Raw genomic sequence first — 20,455 nt, 5'->3', positions numbered from 1 at the left:
GCGGGGTCACCAGTTCGTGAACGTGATGGAAGACGCGTTCCACGAGGCACTGCGGGACCTGGCCGAACCAGGCGACCTCGTCGGCGCGGGCGCGTGAGCCGAAGCGCGGTAAGTGTCGCCGTTACGCAGCGTCGCTCACCCGAGCTGTATCGGCTGCCTGCGGACTGCTGGGCCGTCTTTTTCGGATCAGCTCGGGCGTTATGTGCCGGTCGGTGCCGGTCGGTGCCGGTCGGAGCCGGGCTGTGCGGGGCGTGCTGGCCCTGAAGCTGCGGCCCCGAACAATTCGAGTCGAGTTCTCCGGTGCCTTTCCCGGGTTCTTGCCGCTGGTCTGTGCAGTGAGTCGAGGCAGGTCAGGGACCGTACATGGCGCGGCGCGTCTCTCCGAGGAACCGCGGCAATTCGTATCTCATGAACCGGCTCTGGCTGGATGTGTCCCTGGTCCGTGCGGGACGGGGGCGAAAGCATCCACGGTGTCGGTAGAACATCCATGAGACAGGGATGACCCATGTTTGCTCGTACCTCACGTATCGCGGTCGCTGCGGCAGCCACCATGCTCGCCCTGGGCGCGGCCGCTGCCACCGCGAACGCCGCGCCCGCCGCCCCGGAGAACTGCGTGCTCAACATCGATTCAGGCAGCATGCAGTGCTACAGCACGTTCCGCGAGGCGATCGCTTCCTCCACCAACGGACGCATCACCAACGCGCCGCTGTCGGGGAAGCACATCGACCAGAAGCTGGCCGACCGTCTCACGGGCTTATCGGCCACCGCAGGGGTGCAGGCCGTGCAGCTCGGCGTCGTCTACACGAACTCGAACTACGGCGGCTCCGCCCTTGTCATAACTGGCGAGAGGGCCTGCCTGAGCGGCAACGGCCGGGACTCCCAGCTCAACCTCGGAGGCATCTTCAACAACTCCGTCAGCTCGCTGACCACGCTGTCCTGCTCGCTGGAGCTGTGGGATGCGCCCAACACCGCCGGTACCCACCAGGAGTACCAGCAGTCGACCTCGTACGTCGGGGACGCGATGAACGACCGGGCGAGCTCGGTCGCCCTGCTGTAGCCGCCGGCCCGCAGCCGCGCCACGTCCTCGGGAACCGACGGGCAGGGCGCGGCTGCGGGCATGCCGACCGCCCCGGGTTCCGACGGGTCCGGTGACAGCCCGTCTGCCTTGGTGACAACCATCATGCTTCGGCTCGGCGCGTAACCACCACCCGGAAACCCGACCCCGCTCAGTCGAGACAGAACTCGTTGCCCTCGATGTCCTGCATCACGAGGCACGACTCGTTGAAGCCATCGGCACGCAGCAGCCGTACGCGTACCGCGCCGAGCGGGATCAGCCGTGCGCACTCGGCCTCCAGCGCGGCGAGGCGCTCTTCGCCTACGAGCCCGGTGCCGACCCGCACGTCAAGGTGCAGCCGATTCTTGACGACCTTTCCTTCGGGAACACGCTGGAAGAACAGTCGCGGGCCCACAGCGGAGGGGTCAACGCAGGCGAACGCCGAACCCTGACGCTCAGACGGCAGCGAGCGGTCGAAATCGCCCCAACTGGCAAACCCCTCCGGCGGCGGCGGTACGACGTACCCCAACGCCTCGCACCAGAAACGAGCGACGCGCTCAGGGTCCGCGCAGTCGAAGGTGACTTGGAACTGCTTGATCGATGCCATCCCCTGATCTTCGCAGATTCCGGTCTTCAGGCGGGGGCGGGAACGCGATCCCTGGCTCGGAGGCGCGGGGCGCCGGGAGTGCCCTGGGTCCCCCCGGTGACGGCCGGGTGGACCGGCCTGGGTTTTTGCTGACCACCGGCGCCACGCCCCGGCACCCCGGCCCAACGCGCACGTGTCCCAGCGCGATGGTGAACATCCTCCGCGCCAGGGTCCTGCCACAGCGACCCGTGCGCGGAAGGGCGAGCCCCCGGGCTGACAGGGCACTCGTCGTCTGTTCTCGACGGCGCGGGGCGTCCGGTGGTGAGCGGGTCCCTGATGTGGTTCGGGGTGCGGTCGGTGTGTGCCGGGAGGACACTGTCAGGGGAGTGTTTCGCTGCCGTACGCGGGCTGTGCGTGGGGCGGGTCGGGTTAGGCCCCGGCCGGGGAACGATCGGGGATCTTTCCGACGCATGTGAGGTGCGGCGATGTTCTCTGTGCGCAGTGGTGGTAACAGTCGTAAGCAGCCGTCCAGCCAGCACGGTCCGGCCGCGGGGGAGGGCGGTGCTCCGGTTTCGATGTCGATGTCGATGTGATCGTGGTCGGTGCGGGCCCGGCGGGGCTCGCGGTGGCATCGACGCTGGCGGAGCGGTACACGGTGCTGGTGGTCGACGCCCGTCCGCCGCGCAGCGACGCTCTGGGGGAGTCGAAGGTGGGGCGGGTGCACAAGTCGTGGTTCTGCCCGCACGACTGCCTCTACGACAACCCGGACCTGATCGACTGCCGCAAACCCCACGGTATCCGCCGCTATCTGATCCGTACCTTCAGCGGGGCGAGCAAGGGTGCGACCGACCGGTTCGACCTGGCATGGGAGCCGCGCCAGTTCGCCCACGCGGAACCCGGCGACCGCTACCCCTATCTGGACGAGTACAAGCTGATCGAGCACTGGGAGCGGAAACTGGTGGCCGGCACCCACGGCTCCCGTTTTCTGCGGGGCCGGCTCTACCAGAACCACCGCACGGTCCCCGGAGGTGTCGTCGTACGCTTCCGGCCCACCCCCGACAAGAACGGCACCGCCGCCGGCCGGCCGGAGCCGGCCTCCGCCCCGGCGGGGGCGGAGGAGCTCAGCGAGTCGTACCGGTGCCGTCTGCTGCTGGACGCCAGCGGCCACGACTCCGACATCCGCAAGGTCTACCCCGACGAGCAGGCCCATCTGTACTGGTGGTCGGTCTTCGGGGCGCTGGTCGAGCACCCCGAGGGCGACATCGGCCAACCACCCGGTAAGGGCAGCGAGATGGCGGTCGGGGACTACATGCTCTGGCAGACGTTCGCCGACACCAACGCCGACCCCGACACCCCACTCCACGAGGGACGCCCCGTCTTCGAGTACGAGGTCCTCGACGAACGCACCAGCTTCCCCCTGATCCTCTACCTCCGCCCCGAACAGGTGTCCATGGAGGTCGCGAAGGCCGAGTTCCTGCGCATCCTCTACGAGGAGGAGGGCAACGCCGCGTTCCGCGACACCACGGTGCAGGAGTTCAAGTTCGGCCACTACCCCTCCGGGCGCCGATTCCCAGAGCTTCGCCCAGGACCGCGTCGACTTCATTCGGCGACGCCGGACTGTGGACCACCCCCGGCGGCTGGGGAGCCAGCTTCATCCTCAAGAACTACGCCCCCTACTGCCGCCGCCTCACCCCACTCCTCGACCAGGACCGCCTCGACAAGGCGTCCCTGCGCCGTCTGCCGAAGGGGCACAACAAACCCGCCGAGTTCCTGATGAACTGCCTGGCCACCCGCTTCCTGGCCTTCGGCACCGTCGCCCAGCTCGACAAATACGTACAACTGTTCCGCGAGACCGACCCGCTGATGGTCGAGAAGATCTACACCATGCGCGCCGGCCCCCGGGAACTGTGGACATTCGGCCGCGCCGCCGCCCGCACCATCGGCCTGCGCTCCCTGTGGACCGCCCTCCCCCACCACGAACGCGCCCAGCTCCTCACCGACCTCGCCCGAGCCGTCTTCCAGTTCGCCAAGGAATCCGCCCTCCAGCTCACCGGCAGAACCCCCGAACGCGGATTCGCCGTCTACGCCGAAAAATAGACCCACAGCCCCACCGGCCCCGCACTACCAGTGCCCTGCTCCCACGCCGTCACAGGCGAGCACCCGGCCCGGCAGCCCATCCGCAATAGCGTGCCGCTGCCGGGTGCTGTTGCTCGTCATCACACCCGGCCGGCGGGCCGACTGGACCCAGTTCGAGCCGGTGGCACGGCGGGGCCGCCGCCGACGGCCCCCGCGCCGCCTCTCGTAACCCCTCCGCACCCGCCCGCGTTACCTCTGGACCACGCGGGCCGGCTCTTCGCCCGTATCACCGCACAGCTGGGCCGTCAGCTCGGCCACGTCGCACGGAACGGAACCCGCCGGAGCATGCACAGCGACAGCCCCGCCCTCGTCGTGGTCGCCCACGGCAGCCGCGACCCGCGCGCCCTGCGCACCATCACCAGGCTCCTCGACCGCGTCCGCGAACTGCGCCCCGGCGTGGACGTACGCCTCGGCCACATCGAGATCAGCGAGCCGCTGCTGTCCGCCACCCTCGACGGGCTCGGCCCCGGCCGCGCCGTCCTCGTACCCCTGCTGCTCGGTCGTGGTGTCCACATCAAGCGGGACCTGCCCGCGTTCGCCGCCGGGGCGACCCTGCTCGACACCCGGATCGCGGCTCCGCTCGGGCCGCATCCGCTGCTGGTCGAGGCGTTGTACGAGCGTCTCGTCGAGGCGGGCTGGCCCGTCCACGACGCGGACGACCGCACCTACCGGGCGCGCTTCGGCACCGGGGTCGTGCTGGCCGCCGCGGGATCGCGCGACCCGGAGTCCGCCGCGGACACCCGCCGCACGGCCGAGCTGCTCAGCGTGCGCCTCGGCGGCGTGCCCGTCGTCCCCGCCTACGCCTCCGCCGCCGCACCCACCGTTCCCGAGGCGCTGCGCGCCCTCGCCGACAGGGGCCGCCACCGGACGGCGGTGGCCTCCTGCTTCACCGCCCCCGGATACTTCGCCACCCGCGCCGCCGCCTCCGCCCCCTGGATCGCCGCCGCCCCGCTCGGCGCGCATCCCGCGATGGCCCGGCTGCTGCTCCACCGCTACGACGAGGCCCTGGCGTCGCCGTAGCGACGGCCCGCCGCCGGCTCACCCCGGCGTAGCAACCCGCTGTCCGTACCCGGTTTCCGGTTACGGTCGGTCCATGGCAGGCACCACGCACAACGGCCCTAACGACACCGGCGACCACACCAGCAGCCACAGCGACCACGACGCCGGCGGCCACACCAGCAGCCACAGCGACCACGACGCCGGCGGCCACGGCTACCGCGCCGCCGCCACCGAGCGCTGGGCCCCCGAGCCCGACAAACGCCCCGGCCGCACCGCGTTCCAGCGCGACCGCGCGCGCGTGCTGCACTCCTCCGCGCTGCGCAGGCTCGCCGGGAAGACCCAGGTGGTGACGCCCGGATCGCACAGCCAGGAGTGGGACGCGAGCCCGCGCACCCGGCTGACCCACTCCCTGGAGTGCGCCCAGGTGGGCCGTGAGCTGGGCGCCGCGCTCGGCTGCGACCCGGATCTCGTCGAGACCGCGTGCCTCTCCCACGACATGGGCCACCCGCCCTTCGGCCACAACGGGGAGCAGGCGCTCAACGACTTCGCCGCCGACTGCGGAGGTTTCGAGGGCAACGCGCAGTCGCTCCGGCTGCTGACCCGGATCGAGCCGAAACGTTTCGTACGATCCGCCGCGACGCCCGGCGCCGAACTGGTCAGCGTCGGCCTCAACCTCACCCGCGCCGCGCTCGACGCCGCCACCAAGTACCCCTGGCCGCGCGGCGCCCACCCCACCGACCCCGGCTCGGTGAAGTTCGGCGTGTACGAGGACGACCTGCCCGTCTTCGCCTGGGTACGCGAGGGCGCGCCCGCCGACCGCGTCTGCTTCGAGGCGCAGGTCATGGACTGGTCCGACGATGTCGCCTACTCCGTCCACGACTTCGAGGACGCCCTGCACGCGGGCCACGTCGACCCCGCCGCGCTCTCCTCGGAGACCGAACGCCACGAGATCTGGACGGCGGCGATCGGCCGTTACGTACCGCACGGCACCGATCCCCACGAGCTGGCCGAGGCGCTCGACCGGCTCATGGCGCAGGAGTGGTGGCCGCACGCCTATGACGGCTCCGCCGTCGCGCAGTCCCGCCTCAAGGACGCCACCAGCCAGCTCATCGGCCGGTTCTGCGAGGCCGCGGAGAACGCCACCCGCCGGGCGTACGGGACGGGCCCGCTCACCCGGTACGCGGCGGAACTGGTCGTTCCGCGCGCCGCCCGCCACGAGTGCGCGGTCCTCAAGGCCGTCGCCGACCGCTACGTCATGCAGCGCGCCGACCAGGAGGCGCTCCGCGCCGACCAGCGCGTCGTCCTGGCCGAGCTGGCCGGGGCGCTCACGGCCCGCGCCCCCGAGGGGCTGGACCCGCAGTTCCGCGCGCTGTTCGATACCGCTCCTGACGACCGCGCGCGTCAACGTGTCATCGTCGACCAGATCGCCTCCCTCACCGACGCGGCGGCCCGCACCCTCCACCTCAGCCTCACCCGCCACACCTGACCCACAGATCCCCCAGCTCCCGGCGACCCTGCCGCGAGTGCCGGGAAACCCCGGACACGCCGGATCGGACCGCATCGCACCGGATCGGCCGGAATCGCGCCGGATCATGGCGGTGAGACAGGCCCGTGGAGCGCTCCCTCTTTCGCCATCACGCTCCGTGCGGGACGCTCGCAGATGGCGGCAGCACCAACGAGGAGGCATCAAGTGGTCGACGCACATCAGACATTTGTCATTGTCGGTGGCGGGCTGGCCGGGGCGAAGGCCGCGGAAACCCTGCGCGCGGAGGGGTTCACCGGCCGGGTGATCCTCATCGGCGACGAGCGCGACCACCCCTATGAACGCCCACCGCTGTCCAAGGGCTATCTGGCGGGCAAGGAGGAGCGGGACAGCGTCTTCGTACAGAAGCCCTCCTGGTACGCGGGGGTCCAGGTCGAGCTGCACCTCGGCCAGACCGTCACCGCCATCGACCGGGACGCCCGGTGCGTCCGTCTCGGCGACGGCACCTCCCTGCGGTACGACAAACTCCTCCTGGCCACCGGCGCCGAACCGCGCCGCCTCGACATCCCCGGTACGGAGCTGGCGGGCGTCCACCATCTGCGCAGGCTCGCCCACGCGGACCGGCTCCGCCAGGTGCTGACCGCCCTCGGCCGCGACAACGGCCATCTGGTGATCGCGGGGGCGGGCTGGATCGGCCTGGAGGTGGCGGCGGCGGCCCGGGGCTACGGCGCCGAGGTGACCGTCGTCGAGCCCGAGAGCACCCCGCTCCACCGGGTCATCGGCCCCGAGCTGGGCCAGCTCTTCACCGATCTGCACCAGGAGCACGGCGTACGGTTCCACTTCGGCGCCCGGCTCACCGGGATCACCGGCCAGGACGGCATGGTCCTGGCGGCCCGTACGGACGACGGCGAGGAGCACCCGGCGCACGACGTGCTCGCCGCGATCGGCGCCGCGCCCCGTACGGCCCTCGCCGAGGCCGCCGGGCTCACGCTCGCCGACCGCGCGGAGGGCGGCGGCATCGCCGTGGACGCCTCCCTGCGCACCTCCGACCCCGATGTCTTCGCCGCCGGTGACGTGGCCTCCTTCCCCCTGCCGGCCTTCCCGGGCTCCGGCCGGGTACGGGTGGAGCACTGGGCCAACGCACTCAACGGCGGCCCCGCGGCGGCCCGCGCCATGCTCGGCCAGGACGTCACGTACGACCGGATCCCGTACTTCTTCTCCGACCAGTACGACCTGGGCCTGGAGTACTCAGGCTGGGCGCCGCCCGGCTCGTACGACCAGGTGGTCGTACGCGGCGACGCGGGAAAGCGGGAGTTCGTCGCCTTCTGGCTGAAGGACCGCAGGGTGCTGGCCGGGATGAACGTCAACGTCTGGGACGTCACCGAGGACATCCAGCGGCTGATCCGTTCCGGCGAGCGGCAGGACCTGGAGGCCCTCGCCGACCCGGGCGTCCCGCTCGCCTCCCTCGGCACCTGACCGCGGGGAGCCGTTCGAGACACCCCAGCGCCTGCCCGCGGGGACCGCGCCTGACCCACCGGGACCGCCGACCGGTCCGGGGATGTCGGTGCGGGCCCGTAGAATTCACGCGTGGCAGGCAGGATCAACGATGACGACGTGAAGGCTGTTCGGGACGCGGTCCCGATCGACTCCGTCGTGTCCGAATACCTCCAGCTGCGCAGCGCCGGCGGCGGCAATCTGAAGGGCCTCTGCCCCTTCCACGACGAGAAGTCCCCCTCCTTCCAGGTCAGTCCGAGCAAGGGTCTCTTCCACTGCTTCGGCTGCCAGGAGGGCGGGGACACCATCGCCTTCGTGATGAAGATCGACCACCTCTCGTTCTCCGAGACGGTCGAGCGCCTCGCCGCCCAGACGGGCATCACCCTTCGGTACGAGGAGGGCGGGTACAACCCGTCGAGCCAGCGCGGCGAGCGCACCCGGCTGGTCGAGGCGCACAAGATCGCCGCCCAGTTCTACAGCGAGCAGCTGTCCGGCGCCGAGGCCGAGATCGGCCGCGCGTTCCTCGCCGAGCGCGGCTTCGACCAGGCGGCGGCCGAGCACTTCGGTGTCGGCTACAGCCCGGTCGGCTGGGACCACCTCACCCGCTTCCTGCGCGGCAAGGGCTTCTCCGACAAGGAGCTGCTGCTCTCCGGCCTCTCCCAGGACGGCCGCCGAGGCCCGATCGACCGCTTCCGCGGCCGGCTGATGTGGCCCATCCGCGATATCTCGGGAGAGGTCGTCGGCTTCGGCGCGCGCAAGCTGCGCGACGACGACAACGGGCCGAAGTACCTGAACACCCCCGAGACCGCGATCTACAAGAAGTCGCAGGTCCTGTACGGCGTGGACCTGGCCAAGAAGGACATCGCGAAGGCCAGCAGGGCGGTCGTCGTCGAGGGGTACACGGACGTGATGGCCTGCCATCTGGCCGGGGTCACCACCGCCATCGCCACCTGTGGCACGGCCTTCGGCGGCGACCACATCAAGATCCTCAGACGGCTCCTGATGGACAACGGCAGCGCCCGGGTGATCTTCACCTTCGACGGGGACGCGGCAGGCCAGAAGGCCGCGCTGCGCGCCTTCGAGGACGACCAGAAGTTCGCCGCCGAGACCTATATCGCCATCGCCCCCGACGGCATGGACCCGTGCGAGCTGCGGCTCGCCAAGGGCGACCAGGCCGTCCTGGACCTGGCGGAACCGCGCACGCCGCTCTTCGAGTTCGCGATCCGCCAGATCGTCTCCCGGTACGACCTGGAGACCCCGGCGGGCCGGGCGGCGGCGCTGGACGAGGCCGCCCCGATCGTCGCCCGGATCAAGAACGGCTCCTCGCAGCACGAGGTCGCGGTCCAGCTCGCCGGCATCCTCGGCATCCTCGACACCCAGTTCGTCGTCAAGCGCGTCGGCCAGGTGGCACGCTGGGCCCGCGACCGCGGCGGCCGTGGCCCCGGCCCGTCCCCCGAGCACCGCCCGCAGCAGTCGTACGGTACGACCGCGCCCGTCGGGCCCTCGGGTCCCGCGCTCACCCTCCGCAGCCCCGCCCACCGCACCGAGCGCGAGCTGCTCAAGCTCGCCCTCCAGCGGCCCGAGCTGGTCTCCCCGGCCTTCGACGCCTATGGCGAGGACGAGTTCACCGCCCCGCCGTACGCCGCCGTGCGCCGCGCCGTCGAGGAGGCGGGCGGTGCCGAGTCCGGGCTCCAGTCCGCCCCCGAGTATCTGGCCCGGGTCCGCGAGGCCGCGCCGAACGACGCGGTGCGCGCGATGGTCACCGAGCTGGCGGTGGAGGTGTTCCGGGGCAAGAGCATCGACGAGATCTACGCGGGACAGCAGCTCGTCCAGGTCCGGCTGCGTGCCGTCGACCGCCGTATCCAGGACATCACCGGCACCCTGACCCGGCTGGGCACCCAGTCCGACCCGGACCACTACGCGGCCGTGCAGAAGGATCTGTGGATCCTCCAGCAGTACGGCCAGGCCCTGCGCAACAGCGGCGCCGACGCGCTCTGACGCTCCGGAAGTCCGCCGTTCCCCCCACGGATAACGGCACGGTTACGTACGGGACGCAGAAAGTCCCCGCACGCCCCTCGTGGCAGAGATGTGTCGTGGCGCACACTGAGGGTGGTGCCTGAGTTCTTCGGAGATCACCCTGGAGGTCGCTCCCCGTGCAGACCCAGATGCTCACCGAGCACCCCGTGGAGGTGGCGCTCGTGCCCGAGCCCGCGGGCCCCCGGGGCAGTCGTGCCGACTCCGGCGGACCGTCGTCCGATCTGTTCCGCCAGTATCTGCGGGAGATAGGCCGTATACCGCTGCTCACCGCCGCCGACGAGGTGGAGCTGGCCCGCCGGGTCGAGGCCGGCCTCTTCGCCGAGGAGAAGTTGAGCACCACCCCCGACCTGGACTCCCGGCTGGCCCTGGACCTCGACCGGCTGGTCGTGATGGGCCGGATGGCCAAGCGCAGACTGATCGAGGCCAATCTGCGGCTGGTCGTCTCCGTGGCCAAGCGCTACGTCGGCCGCGGGCTGACCATGCTCGATCTCGTCCAGGAGGGAAACCTCGGCCTGATCAGGGCCGTCGAGAAGTTCGACTACGCGCGCGGCTACAAGTTCTCCACGTACGCCACCTGGTGGATCCGCCAGGCCATGTCCCGGGCCCTCGCCGACCAGGCCCGCACCATAAGGGTCCCGGTCCATGTGGTCGAGCTGATCAACCGCGTCGTCCGCGTCCAGCGCCGGATGGTCCAGGAACACGGCCAGGAGCCGACCCCCGAGGAGGTCGGCGCCCAGCTGGAGCTGGACCCCGGCCGGGTCAGAGAGGTGCTCAGACTGGCCCAGGAGCCCGTCTCCCTGCACACCCCGGTGGGCGAGGAGGAGGATGTCGCGCTCGGCGACCTGATCGAGGACGGCGACGCCGCGTCCCCCGTCGAATCCGCCGCCTTCCTGCTGCTGCGCGAGCATCTGGAGGCCGTCCTCTCCACCCTCGGCGAACGCGAACGCAAGGTCGTCCAGTTACGGTACGGACTCGACGACGGCAGGCCCCGCACCCTGGAGGAGATCGGCCGGATCTTCGGCGTGACCCGTGAGCGCATACGCCAGATCGAGTCGAAGACCCTGGGCAAACTCCGCGACCACACCTACGCCGACCAGCTCCGCGGCTACCTGGACTGACTGTTTCGTACCGGCTGATCCGCTCGTACCGACTGATCCGTTCATGGCGGCCGATCCGCTCGTACCGGCTAATCCACCTCAGCCACCGCCTGCGCGAACTGTGATGCGTAGAGGCGTGCGTAGGCGCCTTGTGCGGTGAGGAGGTGTTCGTGGGTGCCTTGTTCGACGATGGCGCCGTTTTCCATGACGAGGATGAGGTCGGCGTCGCGGATGGTGGAGAGGCGGTGGGCGATGACGAAGCTGGTGCGGCCGTGGGCGAGGCGGGCCATGGCTTTCTGGATGAGGACTTCGGTGCGGGTGTCGACGGAGCTGGTGGCTTCGTCGAGGACGAGGATGACCGGGTCGGAGAGGAAGGCGCGTGCGATGGTGATGAGCTGTTTCTCGCCGGCGCTGACGCCGGATCCTTCGTCGTCGATGACGGTGTCGTAGCCGTCGGGGAGGGTGCGGATGAAGCGGTCGGCGTGGGCGGCTCTGGCGGCTTCCTCGATGTCGTCGCGGGTGACGTCGCGGGAGGCGCCGTAGCCGATGTTGTCGGCGATGGTCCCGCCGAAGAGCCAGGTGTCCTGGAGGACCATGCCGATCCCGGAGCGCAGCTCCTCGCGGGACATGCGGGCGATGTCGGTGCCGTCCAGGGTGATCCGGCCACCGGTGACCTCGTAGAACCGCATCAGCAGATTGACCAGCGTGGTCTTCCCCGCACCGGTCGGACCGACGATCGCGACCGTCTGCCCCGGATCCACCGACAGCGACAGCTTCTCGATCAACGGTGAATCCGGCTCGTACCGGAACGACACCCGCTCAAGCGCCACCCGCCCCAACGGCTCGCGCAGCCGCTCGATCGACGGCGCGTCGGGCTCCTGCTCCTCCGCGTCCAGCAGCTCGAAGATCCGCTCGGCGGAGGCCACCCCGGACTGCACCAGGTTCGCCATCGACGCGACCTGGGTCAGCGGCATCGAGAACTGCCGCGAGTACTGGATGAACGCCTGTACGTCACCGATCGACAGCGTCCCGGACGCCACCCGCAATCCGCCGACGACCGCGACCAGCACATAGTTCAGGTTGGAGATGAAGAACATCAGCGGCTGCATGATCCCGCTGATGAACTGTGCCTTGAAGCCCGCCTCGTACAGCAGGTCGTTCTGCTCGCGGAACGCCTCGGCCGACTCCTGGTGCCGCCCGAAGACCTTCACCAGGGCGTGCCCGGTGTACATCTCCTCCACATGGGCGTTGAGCGTGCCCGTGACCTTCCACTGCTGGACGAACTGCGGCTGCGACCGCTTGCCGATCCGCGCCGCCACGAACACCGACAGCGGTACGGTCACCAGCGCGACCAGCGCCAGCAGCGGCGAGATCCAGAACATCATCGAGATGACGCCCACGATCGTCAGCAGGGAGTTGACCAGCTGCCCCATGGTCTGCTGCAAGGTCTGCGAGATGTTGTCGATGTCGTTCGTCGCCCGGCTGAGCACCTCGCCGCGCGCCCGCCGGTCGAAGTACGACAGCGGCAGCCGGGACAGCTTGGCCTGTATGTCCTCGCGCATCCGGTACATCGTGTGGTTGATGACCCGGATGGAGAGCCGGGTCGACACCAGCATCAGCAGCCCGGCGCCCACATACACCACCAGCGCCACCAGCAGGACCGTGCCCACCGCGCCGAAGTCGATGGACCGGCCGGGGGTGAAGTCCACCCCGGAGAGCAGATCGGCGAGGCCGCTGTCGCCCTTGGCGCGCAGCCCGTCGATGGTCTGTGCCCTGGTCACGCCTCCCGCGGTCTGCCGGCCGATGACCCCCGCGAAGATCAGGTCTGTCGCCCGCCCGAGGATCTTCGGCCCGACGACCGACAGGGCGACGCTCAGCGCGCCCGCCCCGAACATCCACCACAGGGTGGTCCGCTCCAGGACGAGGAGCCGGAGCAGTCGCCTGCTGGATCCCTTGAAGTCCATGGACCGCGCGGTGCTCGCCGCCGTCATGTGTCCGCCAGGACCGCTCATCAGGCAGCCTCCGCCTCGGTCAGCTGGGAGAGCACGATCTCCCGGTATGTCTCGTTCGAAGCCATCAGCTCGTGATGCGGTCCCACCCCGACGACCCTGCCCTCGTCCATGACCACGATCCGGTCGGCGTCCCGGATGGTGGAGACCCGCTGCGCGACGATCACGACGGTCGCCCCCGCCGTCTCCCGCGCGAGCGCCCCGCGCAGTGCGGCGTCCGTCGCGTAGTCCAGCGCCGAGAACGAGTCGTCGAACAGATAGATCTCCGGCCGCTGCACCAGCGTCCGCGCGATCGCGAGCCGCTGCCGCTGGCCGCCGGAGACATTGGTGCCGCCCTGGGCGATGGGCGCGTCGAGCCCGCCTTCCAGGGCCGTGACGAACTCCTTGGCCTGGGCGACCTCCAGGGCGTGCCACAGCTCCTCGTCGGTCGCGTCGGGGTTCCCGTACCGCAGGTTCGTCGCGACCGTCCCGGAGAACAGGTACGGCTTCTGCGGCACCAGACTCACGGTCCTGGCCAGCAGCGCCGGATCCAGCTCGCGCACATCCCGCCCGTCGACGAGCACCGACCCGCTGGTCGCGTCGAACAGCCGCGGTACGAGCCCGAGCAGCGTGGACTTCCCGCTGCCCGTCGACCCGATGACCGCGGTGGTCTCCCCGGGCCGCGTGACCAGCGACACCTCGCGCAGCACCGGCTCCTCGGCCCCGGGGAAGCGGAATTCCGCCTCCCGGATCTCCAGCTGCCCGTGCCCGAGCAGCCCGCGTACCGGATTCTCCGGCGGTACGACGCTCGACCTGGTGTCCAGCACTTCTTCGATGCGCTCGGCGCACACCTCGGCGCGCGGCACCATCATGAACATGAAGGTGGCCATCATCACGGCCATCACGATCTGCATCAGATACGCGAGGAACGCGGTCAGCGCGCCGATCTCCATCCCGCCGCTGTCGATCCGGTGCGCGCCGAACCAGACCACGGCGATCGACGACAGGTTCACGACCGTCATCACGGTCGGGAACATCAGCGCCATCAGCCGGCCGGTCGACAGCGCGACATCGGTCAGCTCGATGTTGGCCCCGCGGAACCGTTCCTTCTCGTAGTCGTCCCGGACGAACGCCCTGATCACCCGGTTCCCGGTGATCTGCTCGCGCAGCACCCGGTTGACCGTGTCCAGCCGCGTCTGCATGGTGCGGAACTGCGGCCGCATCCGCCTGACGATCAGGCTGACGGATATCCCGAGCAGCGGCACGACGGCCAGCAGCACCGCCGAGAGCGGGACGTCCTGGCCGAGCGCCATCACGATCCCGCCGACACACATGATGGGCGCGGACACCATCAGCGTGAACGACATCAGGACCAGCGACTGCACCTGCTGGACGTCATTGGTGGTACGAGTGATCAGCGAGGGGGCTCCGAACTGCCCCACCTCGCGGGCGGAGAAGCTCTGCACCCGCCCGAAGACGGCGGCCCGCACATCCCGGCCGAGCGCGGAGGCGGTCCGCGCGCCGTAGTAGACGGCGCCGATGTTGCAGATCACCTGGACGACACTGATGGCGATCATCAGGGCGCCGAGTCCCAGGATGTAGCCCGAATCCCCCTTCACCACCCCGTTGTCGATGATGTCGGCGTTGAGGGTGGGCAGATAGAGCGTGGCGCACGTCTGCGCCAGCTGAAGCGCCACCAGCAGGGCTATCGGTCTCTTGTACGGAGCCAGGTGGGCTCGCAGAAGTCGTAGGAGCACGGGGTTCTCTCGGGGTCGGCTCGGGCGGCTGTCGGCTCGGGATCGGCAAGATCGGGGCTTCACCCATCTTGCGTCAACTGGCGCGTGGAACCCCAAGGGTTAATGTCCAAGGCCGAGTCAAGAACGCTCACCGACCACCTCACCCCCCGCGCCCCACCACCTCACGTATCGGCGCCCGCCCCCTCACAGCCCACGAGCGCCGGGCACCTCACGTATCGGTGCCCGCCCCCTCACACGCCATGAGCGCCGGGTGCCTCACGTATCGGCGCCCGCCCCCTCACACGCCACGAGCGCCGGGCACCTTACGTACCGGCGCCCGCCCCCTCACACCCCACGAGCGCCGGGCACTCACACCCCGAGACCGGACACCTCACACCCCGAGGCCCGGCCCGAACGCGCCGGGGTGGATCTGCTCGCGCGTGGCCGCGTACTGCTGTCGTACGGCCGTACCGACCGCCACGTCCTCACCCGGCTCGAAGACCTGCGCCGCCGCGCCCTGCCAGGCCGGCGGGGCCGCGGGCGTGAGTGTCCCGCGCGACACCCCGAGCGCCCAGGCCGCCTGCCGCGCCGAACCGATCGCCGTGTAGTCCGCCGGCTGCGGTACGACCACCTGCGCGCCGAAGATCGCCGGGGCCACGGCCTGTACGGCGGGCAGCTCGGCGGCGGCGCCGAGCAGGAACACCCGGCGTACCTCGACCCCCCGCCCGCGCAGTACGTCCATCGCGTCCGCGAGCGAACAGAGCATCCCCTCGAACGCGGCCCGCGCCAGATGTTCCGGCTTCATCGACTCGCGCCGCAGCCCGGTCAGCGTGCCCGCCGTGTGCGGCAGCTGCGGGGTCCGCTCGCCCTCCAGGTACGGCAGGAACACCAGCCCCGAGGAGCCGGGCGTGGACTTCAGCGCCAGTTCGGACAGCTCGGCCAGATCCGTGGTGCCCAGAAGTTCCGCCGTACCGCGCAGGGTCCGTACGGCGTTGAGCGTATGGACGACCGGCAGATGCATGCCCGTCGCGTCCGCGAAGGAGGTGATCAGACCCGAGGGATCGGCCGCCGCCTCGTGGTGCACGGCCATCACCGAGCCGGAGGCCCCCAGCGACACCACGGCGTCCCCGACCCCGACCCCGAGCCCGAAGGCGGCGGCCATGGTCTCGCCGGTCCCCGCGGAGATCAGCAGCCCCTCGGGCGTGGTCCCGGCGGCGTCCGCCGGACCCAGCACATCGGGCAGCGCGGCCTGGTGCCCGAGCGCCAACTCCACCAGATCCTGCCGGTACGCGCCCGTACGGGCGGACCAGTACCCCGTCCCCGACGCGGCGCCCCGGTCGGTCGTCCGCCGCGCGGGCCGCCCCAGCAACTGCCAGACCAGCCAGTCGTGCGGCTGCATCACCAGCGCGGTGCGCTGCGCCGCGTCCGGCTCGGTCCGCGCCATCCACCGCAGCTTGGACACCAGCTGCGCCGACTGCGGTACGGATCCGACGGCCTCCACCCAGGCCTGCCGCCCGCCCAGCGCGTCCACCAGATCCGCCGCGGCGACCTGCGCGCGCTTGTCGTTGCCGAGCAGGGCGGGACGTACGACATTGCCCTGCCGGTCCAGCGCCACCATGCCGTGCTGCTGCGCCGAGACGCCGATGGCCTGCACGCCCTCCAGCAGCCCGCCGGACGCGGCCTCGCCCAGGGACAGCAGCCAGGCCTGTGGATCGACCTCGGTGGCCTTGGGCTCGACGGGATGAGGGGCGTAACCCTGCCGCAGCACGGCGCCGGTCTCGGAGTCGCAGACGACGACCCGCGTGAACCCGGACGAGCTGTCCAACCCGGCGACTATTCCCATCGGTACTCCTCGGCCGGTGGGGGACTGCGATCCCTCGGCTCAAATGGTGCGGAGCGTTACCACTGCTCTACGGTTTGTGTCGCACCGTGAGGTGCCGGGCAGGCCCTGGCTTCGCCCCCTCCGGCTGAGGAGGGGGAGGAGTCATGACACTCGATTCTGCCGCACTCCCGGCGCGATGGGCGACGCCGGGACGGGAGGGCCGCCGGGGAGGTCAGGTATTGCTCGTCCCCCAGTCGTCCTGACCGTTCTGGCTCCGTTCCCGGAGCGAGCGCACGCGCCGGGCGACCGAGTCGGGCAGCTTGTCCCCGAACCTGTCCCCGAGCTTCTCGCCGACCGCGCCGTTCACCGAGTGGTACGCCTTGCCCGCGACCTCGCGGCCGGTCTGCGCGGCGGACTCGGCCGCGTTGCGCACGGCCGGATTCTGCGAGACCTGGCGCACCGTCTTCCTGAGCTGCTCGTAGCGCTCGCGCCCCGCACGCGCGCCGAGCACGTATCCGCAAGCCAGTCCCGCGACGAACGTGAGGCGGTACCGCATGGCTGCCACCCTTCTCCTCTTGGCTTCCTTGGCTTCGCTTCCCCCGCCTACCCCGTAGAGCCCCCCGCGTCACCCGAGGCGACCCGGGTCGATACCGATTGGCGGAGCACCCCCCTGCTTGCGCTAATGTATGTGTCGCAGCGAACGCGCGCCGCCCGGGGCCACCGGAGGGGGTGCGTTCGGCGCAAACGCAGCAATCCCCTGTAGCTCAATTGGCAGAGCAGCCGGCTGTTAACCGGCAGGTTACTGGTTCGAGTCCAGTCGGGGGAGCGCGATCCCCTGTAGCTCAATTGGCAGAGCATTCGGCTGTTAACCGGAGGGTTGCTGGTTCGAGTCCAGCCGGGGGAGCGGGAAACGGAAGGGACCCTTAGGGGTCCTTTTTCGTATGCCCACCGGACCCCCGCACGTACCGCTCCCACGTCCCATGAGTCCCTCGTACGGATGGACTTGGGCCACGACGGAACCGAGCGGCACGTGACGAGGTCTTCATGGTCAAGTGAAGCCGACCATCCGAGGCAGGAGATCGTATGAGCGGCTATGCTGCGGCAGACGGCGCGCACAAATGTGCGCGACGCGCCGTAAGGGGCGGTAGCTCAGCCGGTTAGAGCAGCGGACTCATAATCCGTCGGTCGTGGGTTCGAGTCCCACCCGCCCCACTCCAGCAGAAACGTCGTGACCTGCGAAAACACAGGTTTTACGCTAGCGCACACGAGGTATTCGCCGCACGAACGCCGCACCGATGCCTCGTACGCTTACTCTCATGGCTTACATCAAGACCAATGCCCGGCAGTCCGGAGACCCCTCGTACACCGTCATGTGGAGGGCCGGCGGCTCCCGGACAGGGGCTTGGTGCCGCGAGACCTTCGACAATGACGACCAGGCGAAGCGGTTCCGCGACCTGGTCAACGGTCACGGACAGCAATGGCCGCCGGGGTGGGTCAAGGGAGAGGGATTCGTTGAGGCAGACGAGCCCCCGCTGCCGGACTCGGAGAAGTTCGCGGTCTACGCGCACGCCTACGTGGGGCTGTTGACGGACATATCCGACCACACCAGAACTAACTACACCAGGTTCATTGATAACCACATGATCCCGTGGTTCGGCGAGCTGTCGGTCTCCGACCGGGGGAGCAGGCTCACCCGAGACCACATCAGCCGGTGGATTCTGGACCTTCAAAACGGAAGGACCGGCCCCCTGCACCCCGCGGGCACAGTGCGTCGGCCCTACGCGCCAAAGACGATCGCCAACCTTCACGGCTTGCTCTACAGCATTTTCCAGTCCGCAGTGAGCGCCGACCCTGCCTTGCGTGACTCGAACCCGTGCGCCCACACTCGCTTGCCCAAGGGAAACGACACCGAGGATGACGAGGTCTTCCTCGAACCTGAGGAGTACGCCCTCCTCAAGACGCATGTGCGTGCCGACGCTGTCGACATCGTCGATGCTTTGGTGAGCACTGGCCTCCGGTGGGGTGAGATGACGGCACTACAGCCCCGGGACTTCACCTTCGCGTCGAAGCGGCCGACGCTCCGCGTACAGCGCGCCTGGAAGCGGCGAGGTGAAGGGGGGACTTTCCTCGGCGCCCCTAAGACGAAGAAGTCACGCCGCACCCTCGTGCTCACCCCGGAGCAGGTGCAGTTGTTCCAGCGGCGCTGCTTGGGGAAGAAGCCGACCGACCTGGTCTTCACCGCGCCAGAGGGCGGAGCCTGGCACTCCGGAGTCTTCTATGCACACCGCTGGAAGCCCGCCCTGGACGCAGCCAACGCGGTCGGCCTCACCAAGCGTCCGCGTATCCACGACCTGCGCCACACGCACGCTTCCTGGCTCATCGCCGGCAAGGTACCGCTGCCGGTGATACAGGCCCGTCTGGGCCACGAGTCGATCACAACGACCGTCGACCGGTACGGACACTTGCTGGAGGCCTCGGACGATGAGGTTGTGGCCGCTGTCGAGTGGGCGATGGGCGCTGCGATTTCACAGGACCTCGCCAAGGTGGCTTGAAGGTTCTTCAGGATGCTTGAAGGTTCTTCAGGATGAAGGGAGGCCGGACACCTGCTGTGGTGTTCGGCCTCCTGTCGATTGCTTGGTTAGCTGACGATCTGGGGCATGGGGTAGCAGACTGTGCTCCATCCACTGGGGGCATCCGTCGACGACCAGCCGTTGACAGTGTTGGGCTTTTCGCGCTCCGCCGGGTCGATGATGAACCCGTTCTCGATCAGACGATGTCCGAACGATGCGGGGGCGAGGCCCGAGTCCGCCGGCCCCAGATCACGGACGACGAGTTGCCGCACAGGGTTGGGGTCCTCGACACGGACCTCACGTTCCTCGGAGGCAAGCGGTGCCACAATCAGGCGCCAGCGTCCGTTCAGCACGTACACGAGGGCGCGGTGTGGTCCAGCGGGTCTCACGTCTTCTCCAGAGGTGGATCGGTCGGTGGTGGTCAGTCGTCACCAGAGGCTGAGGGGGCGGCCCGCCGCAATCGCCGCACAGATGCGTGCTGCGATCTCCGCTTCGGACTCCCCGCCGTTCCGGCCGGCGCGGATAGCGGTACCTATGGCGCGGGAGCGTCCGGCCGGGCCGCGAAGGTCTGCGAGGGGGCTACCCGGGTCTCTGCGGCGGGCCAGCCATTCGGCCCGGTTCTCCGCCGCTGTCCCCAGTCGCAGATGCGTCGGCTGCTGGCAGGAGTGGTTGTCGCAGGTGTGGCAGACAGTCGGGCTGTCGGTACCCCAGCCGAGCCGAGGGATGACACCATGCGCGAGCTGGTACCCGTAGAGGTGGCCCGGCACCGTGCCGCGTCGCGTCCTGCCCGGCCGCGACGCCGCCCTGAAGCTGGCGTGGCCGGTGCTGGAGATCCCGCCGAAGAAGAACCAGCAGTCCTCGGTTGACGAGGTTCGGTAGACCTTTGCCCAGTACCGGGCCCGAACGGACTCGTTGGCCAGCCAGGACATCCACTCAACGGCCGGTATACGGACGGGCGTTGGCTCACCGATGAGGGAAAGTTGCTCGTCAACGTGAACGGGCCCGGACCCGTTCACCGCCACGAGCGGGAAGAGTCCGGGCCCGATGTCGTTCTCAGGCGGCATCAGCCCGGCTGCCGTCCGCGGTGACGACCGGGGCCGGGGTGCCCGAGGTCGAGGAAGCCGCGTCTGCCGCATCCGCCCGAGGCTTACGGGTTCGGGTAGTGCGGGGCCGCTCGGCGCGGGCTCGCAGCGATTCGATGATCTCCTTCGCCCGAGCGGCGGTAACAGGCTTCGCCTCGCGTTCCAGCTCCTCCGCCGGGACGCCCAGCAGTTCCGAGACCAACTCGGCGTCGTTGTCGAACAGCCGCAGGACTACAGCAGCAGCCTCCCGTGCCGTGACGTCGGCTTCCTCCTTCGCCTTAGCCTCGATCCACCGACGTGATGCCTGTGGATAACTTTCAGGAGAACGAGGAAGTGCCTTGTGACCTGCGATGATGGGAGTTCTTCAGGCT

16 protein-coding genes and 3 tRNA genes are annotated in these 20,455 nt (G+C 69.7%); 12 read left to right on the top strand and 7 right to left on the bottom strand.

Annotated elements, in window-relative coordinates; genetic code table 11:
• Positions 1-505: 505 nt before the first annotated feature.
• On the top strand, positions 506-1,057 hold the full coding sequence (locus ACIP8W_RS30995; RefSeq protein WP_401957860.1) for a hypothetical protein: 552 nt from the start codon (positions 506-508) through the stop codon (positions 1,055-1,057).
• A 169-nt stretch (positions 1,058-1,226) separates the two neighbouring features.
• Here the strand turns inward: ACIP8W_RS30995 and ACIP8W_RS30990 are convergent, their stop codons facing one another.
• Positions 1,227-1,661, bottom strand: coding sequence for a VOC family protein (locus ACIP8W_RS30990; protein ID WP_401957858.1), 435 nt, complete (start codon positions 1,659-1,661; stop codon positions 1,227-1,229).
• Positions 1,662-2,229: 568 nt separating this feature from the next.
• Between ACIP8W_RS30990 and ACIP8W_RS30985 the strand changes: the two genes are divergently transcribed.
• The 7 genes from ACIP8W_RS30985 to ACIP8W_RS30955 all read left to right on the top strand — a co-directional run bounded on the left by ACIP8W_RS30985 (position 2,230) and on the right by ACIP8W_RS30955 (position 10,907).
• A complete protein-coding gene (locus ACIP8W_RS30985) occupies positions 2,230-3,414 on the top strand; it encodes an NAD(P)-binding protein (RefSeq protein ID WP_402205691.1) in 1,185 nt (394 codons plus the stop codon).
• On the top strand, positions 3,414-3,737 hold the full coding sequence (locus tag ACIP8W_RS30980) for a hypothetical protein (RefSeq protein WP_402205689.1): 324 nt from the start codon (positions 3,414-3,416) through the stop codon (positions 3,735-3,737). Before ACIP8W_RS30985 ends, ACIP8W_RS30980 begins: the two co-directional genes overlap by 1 nt.
• 324 nt (positions 3,738-4,061) lie before the next feature.
• On the top strand, positions 4,062-4,796 hold the full coding sequence (locus ACIP8W_RS30975; RefSeq protein ID WP_402205687.1) for a sirohydrochlorin chelatase: 735 nt from the start codon (positions 4,062-4,064) through the stop codon (positions 4,794-4,796).
• A 73-nt stretch (positions 4,797-4,869) separates the two neighbouring features.
• Positions 4,870-6,261 carry a deoxyguanosinetriphosphate triphosphohydrolase gene (locus ACIP8W_RS30970; RefSeq protein WP_402205685.1) on the top strand — a complete coding sequence of 464 codons (1,392 nt, stop codon included), beginning with the start codon at positions 4,870-4,872 and terminating at the stop codon, positions 6,259-6,261.
• 204 nt (positions 6,262-6,465) lie between these two features.
• Complete coding sequence (locus ACIP8W_RS30965; protein ID WP_401957850.1) at positions 6,466-7,734, top strand: NAD(P)/FAD-dependent oxidoreductase; 1,269 nt, start codon at positions 6,466-6,468, stop codon at positions 7,732-7,734.
• Between the two features lie 111 nt (positions 7,735-7,845).
• Entirely contained in the window at positions 7,846-9,750 is a 1,905-nt protein-coding gene (dnaG, locus tag ACIP8W_RS30960; RefSeq protein ID WP_401957848.1) for a DNA primase, read from the top strand.
• A 167-nt stretch (positions 9,751-9,917) separates the two neighbouring features.
• Positions 9,918-10,907: an RNA polymerase sigma factor gene (locus ACIP8W_RS30955; RefSeq protein ID WP_401957864.1), complete on the top strand. Its 990-nt coding sequence runs from the start codon at positions 9,918-9,920 to the stop codon at positions 10,905-10,907.
• A gap of 68 nt (positions 10,908-10,975) precedes the next feature.
• Here ACIP8W_RS30955 and ACIP8W_RS30950 read toward each other — a convergent pair whose 3' ends face one another.
• The 4 genes from ACIP8W_RS30950 to ACIP8W_RS30935 all read right to left on the bottom strand — a co-directional run bounded on the left by ACIP8W_RS30950 (position 10,976) and on the right by ACIP8W_RS30935 (position 16,988).
• Entirely contained in the window at positions 10,976-12,898 is a 1,923-nt protein-coding gene (locus tag ACIP8W_RS30950; protein ID WP_401957846.1) for an ABC transporter ATP-binding protein, read from the bottom strand.
• The gene (locus tag ACIP8W_RS30945; RefSeq protein WP_401957844.1) at positions 12,898-14,631 is read right to left on the bottom strand and encodes an ABC transporter ATP-binding protein; all 1,734 of its coding nucleotides are present in this window, start codon (positions 14,629-14,631) and stop codon (positions 12,898-12,900) included. Before ACIP8W_RS30945 ends, ACIP8W_RS30950 begins: the two co-directional genes overlap by 1 nt.
• A gap of 370 nt (positions 14,632-15,001) precedes the next feature.
• On the bottom strand, positions 15,002-16,453 hold the full coding sequence (locus ACIP8W_RS30940) for an FGGY family carbohydrate kinase (protein WP_401957841.1): 1,452 nt from the start codon (positions 16,451-16,453) through the stop codon (positions 15,002-15,004).
• Between the two features lie 211 nt (positions 16,454-16,664).
• Positions 16,665-16,988 (bottom strand): YtxH domain-containing protein, encoded by a 324-nt coding sequence (locus ACIP8W_RS30935; RefSeq protein WP_401957863.1) that lies wholly within the window; start codon positions 16,986-16,988, stop codon positions 16,665-16,667.
• Between the two features lie 197 nt (positions 16,989-17,185).
• Here ACIP8W_RS30935 and ACIP8W_RS30930 point away from each other — a divergent pair.
• The 4 genes from ACIP8W_RS30930 (at position 17,186) to ACIP8W_RS30915 (ending at position 18,984) form a co-directional block, all read left to right on the top strand.
• Positions 17,186-17,258: transfer RNA gene (locus ACIP8W_RS30930), tRNA-Asn, on the top strand.
• A 5-nt stretch (positions 17,259-17,263) separates the two neighbouring features.
• Positions 17,264-17,336, top strand: a tRNA-Asn gene (locus tag ACIP8W_RS30925).
• 234 nt (positions 17,337-17,570) lie between these two features.
• A tRNA-Ile gene (locus tag ACIP8W_RS30920) sits at positions 17,571-17,644 on the top strand.
• A 104-nt stretch (positions 17,645-17,748) separates the two neighbouring features.
• Positions 17,749-18,984 (top strand): tyrosine-type recombinase/integrase, encoded by a 1,236-nt coding sequence (locus tag ACIP8W_RS30915; RefSeq protein ID WP_402205681.1) that lies wholly within the window; start codon positions 17,749-17,751, stop codon positions 18,982-18,984.
• Positions 18,985-19,070: 86 nt separating this feature from the next.
• Here the strand turns inward: ACIP8W_RS30915 and ACIP8W_RS30910 are convergent, their stop codons facing one another.
• On the bottom strand, positions 19,071-19,361 hold the full coding sequence (locus ACIP8W_RS30910) for a hypothetical protein (RefSeq protein WP_402205680.1): 291 nt from the start codon (positions 19,359-19,361) through the stop codon (positions 19,071-19,073).
• Between the two features lie 694 nt (positions 19,362-20,055).
• Positions 20,056-20,286 carry a hypothetical protein gene (locus ACIP8W_RS30905; RefSeq protein WP_402205678.1) on the bottom strand — a complete coding sequence of 77 codons (231 nt, stop codon included), beginning with the start codon at positions 20,284-20,286 and terminating at the stop codon, positions 20,056-20,058.
• Between the last annotated feature and the right edge of the window lie 169 nt (positions 20,287-20,455).

This window comes from Streptomyces sp. NPDC088554, from assembly GCF_044752945.1.
In the GTDB taxonomy this organism is placed as follows: domain Bacteria; phylum Actinomycetota; class Actinomycetes; order Streptomycetales; family Streptomycetaceae; genus Streptomyces.
The sequence above is the reverse complement of the archived record's forward strand: the minus strand, read 5'-3'. Positions and strand labels throughout refer to the sequence as shown.

What these genes read in the sequence shown, in the direction of transcription:
- ACIP8W_RS30935 (WP_401957863.1), bottom strand. Translation starts at nt 16,988, where the DNA reads ATGCGGTACCGCCTCACGTTCGTCGCGGGACTGGCTTGCGGATACGTG.
- ACIP8W_RS30970 (WP_402205685.1), top strand. Translation starts at nt 4,870, where the DNA reads ATGGCAGGCACCACGCACAACGGCCCTAACGACACCGGCGACCACACC.
- ACIP8W_RS30915 (WP_402205681.1), top strand. Translation starts at nt 17,749, where the DNA reads ATGGCTTACATCAAGACCAATGCCCGGCAGTCCGGAGACCCCTCGTAC.
- ACIP8W_RS30980 (WP_402205689.1), top strand. Translation starts at nt 3,414, where the DNA reads ATGAACTGCCTGGCCACCCGCTTCCTGGCCTTCGGCACCGTCGCCCAG.
- ACIP8W_RS30990 (WP_401957858.1), bottom strand. Translation starts at nt 1,661, where the DNA reads ATGGCATCGATCAAGCAGTTCCAAGTCACCTTCGACTGCGCGGACCCT.
- ACIP8W_RS30950 (WP_401957846.1), bottom strand. Translation starts at nt 12,898, where the DNA reads ATGAGCGGTCCTGGCGGACACATGACGGCGGCGAGCACCGCGCGGTCC.
- ACIP8W_RS30955 (WP_401957864.1), top strand. Translation starts at nt 9,918, where the DNA reads ATGCTCACCGAGCACCCCGTGGAGGTGGCGCTCGTGCCCGAGCCCGCG.
- ACIP8W_RS30995 (WP_401957860.1), top strand. Translation starts at nt 506, where the DNA reads ATGTTTGCTCGTACCTCACGTATCGCGGTCGCTGCGGCAGCCACCATG.
- ACIP8W_RS30940 (WP_401957841.1), bottom strand. Translation starts at nt 16,453, where the DNA reads ATGGGAATAGTCGCCGGGTTGGACAGCTCGTCCGGGTTCACGCGGGTC.
- ACIP8W_RS30975 (WP_402205687.1), top strand. Translation starts at nt 4,062, where the DNA reads ATGCACAGCGACAGCCCCGCCCTCGTCGTGGTCGCCCACGGCAGCCGC.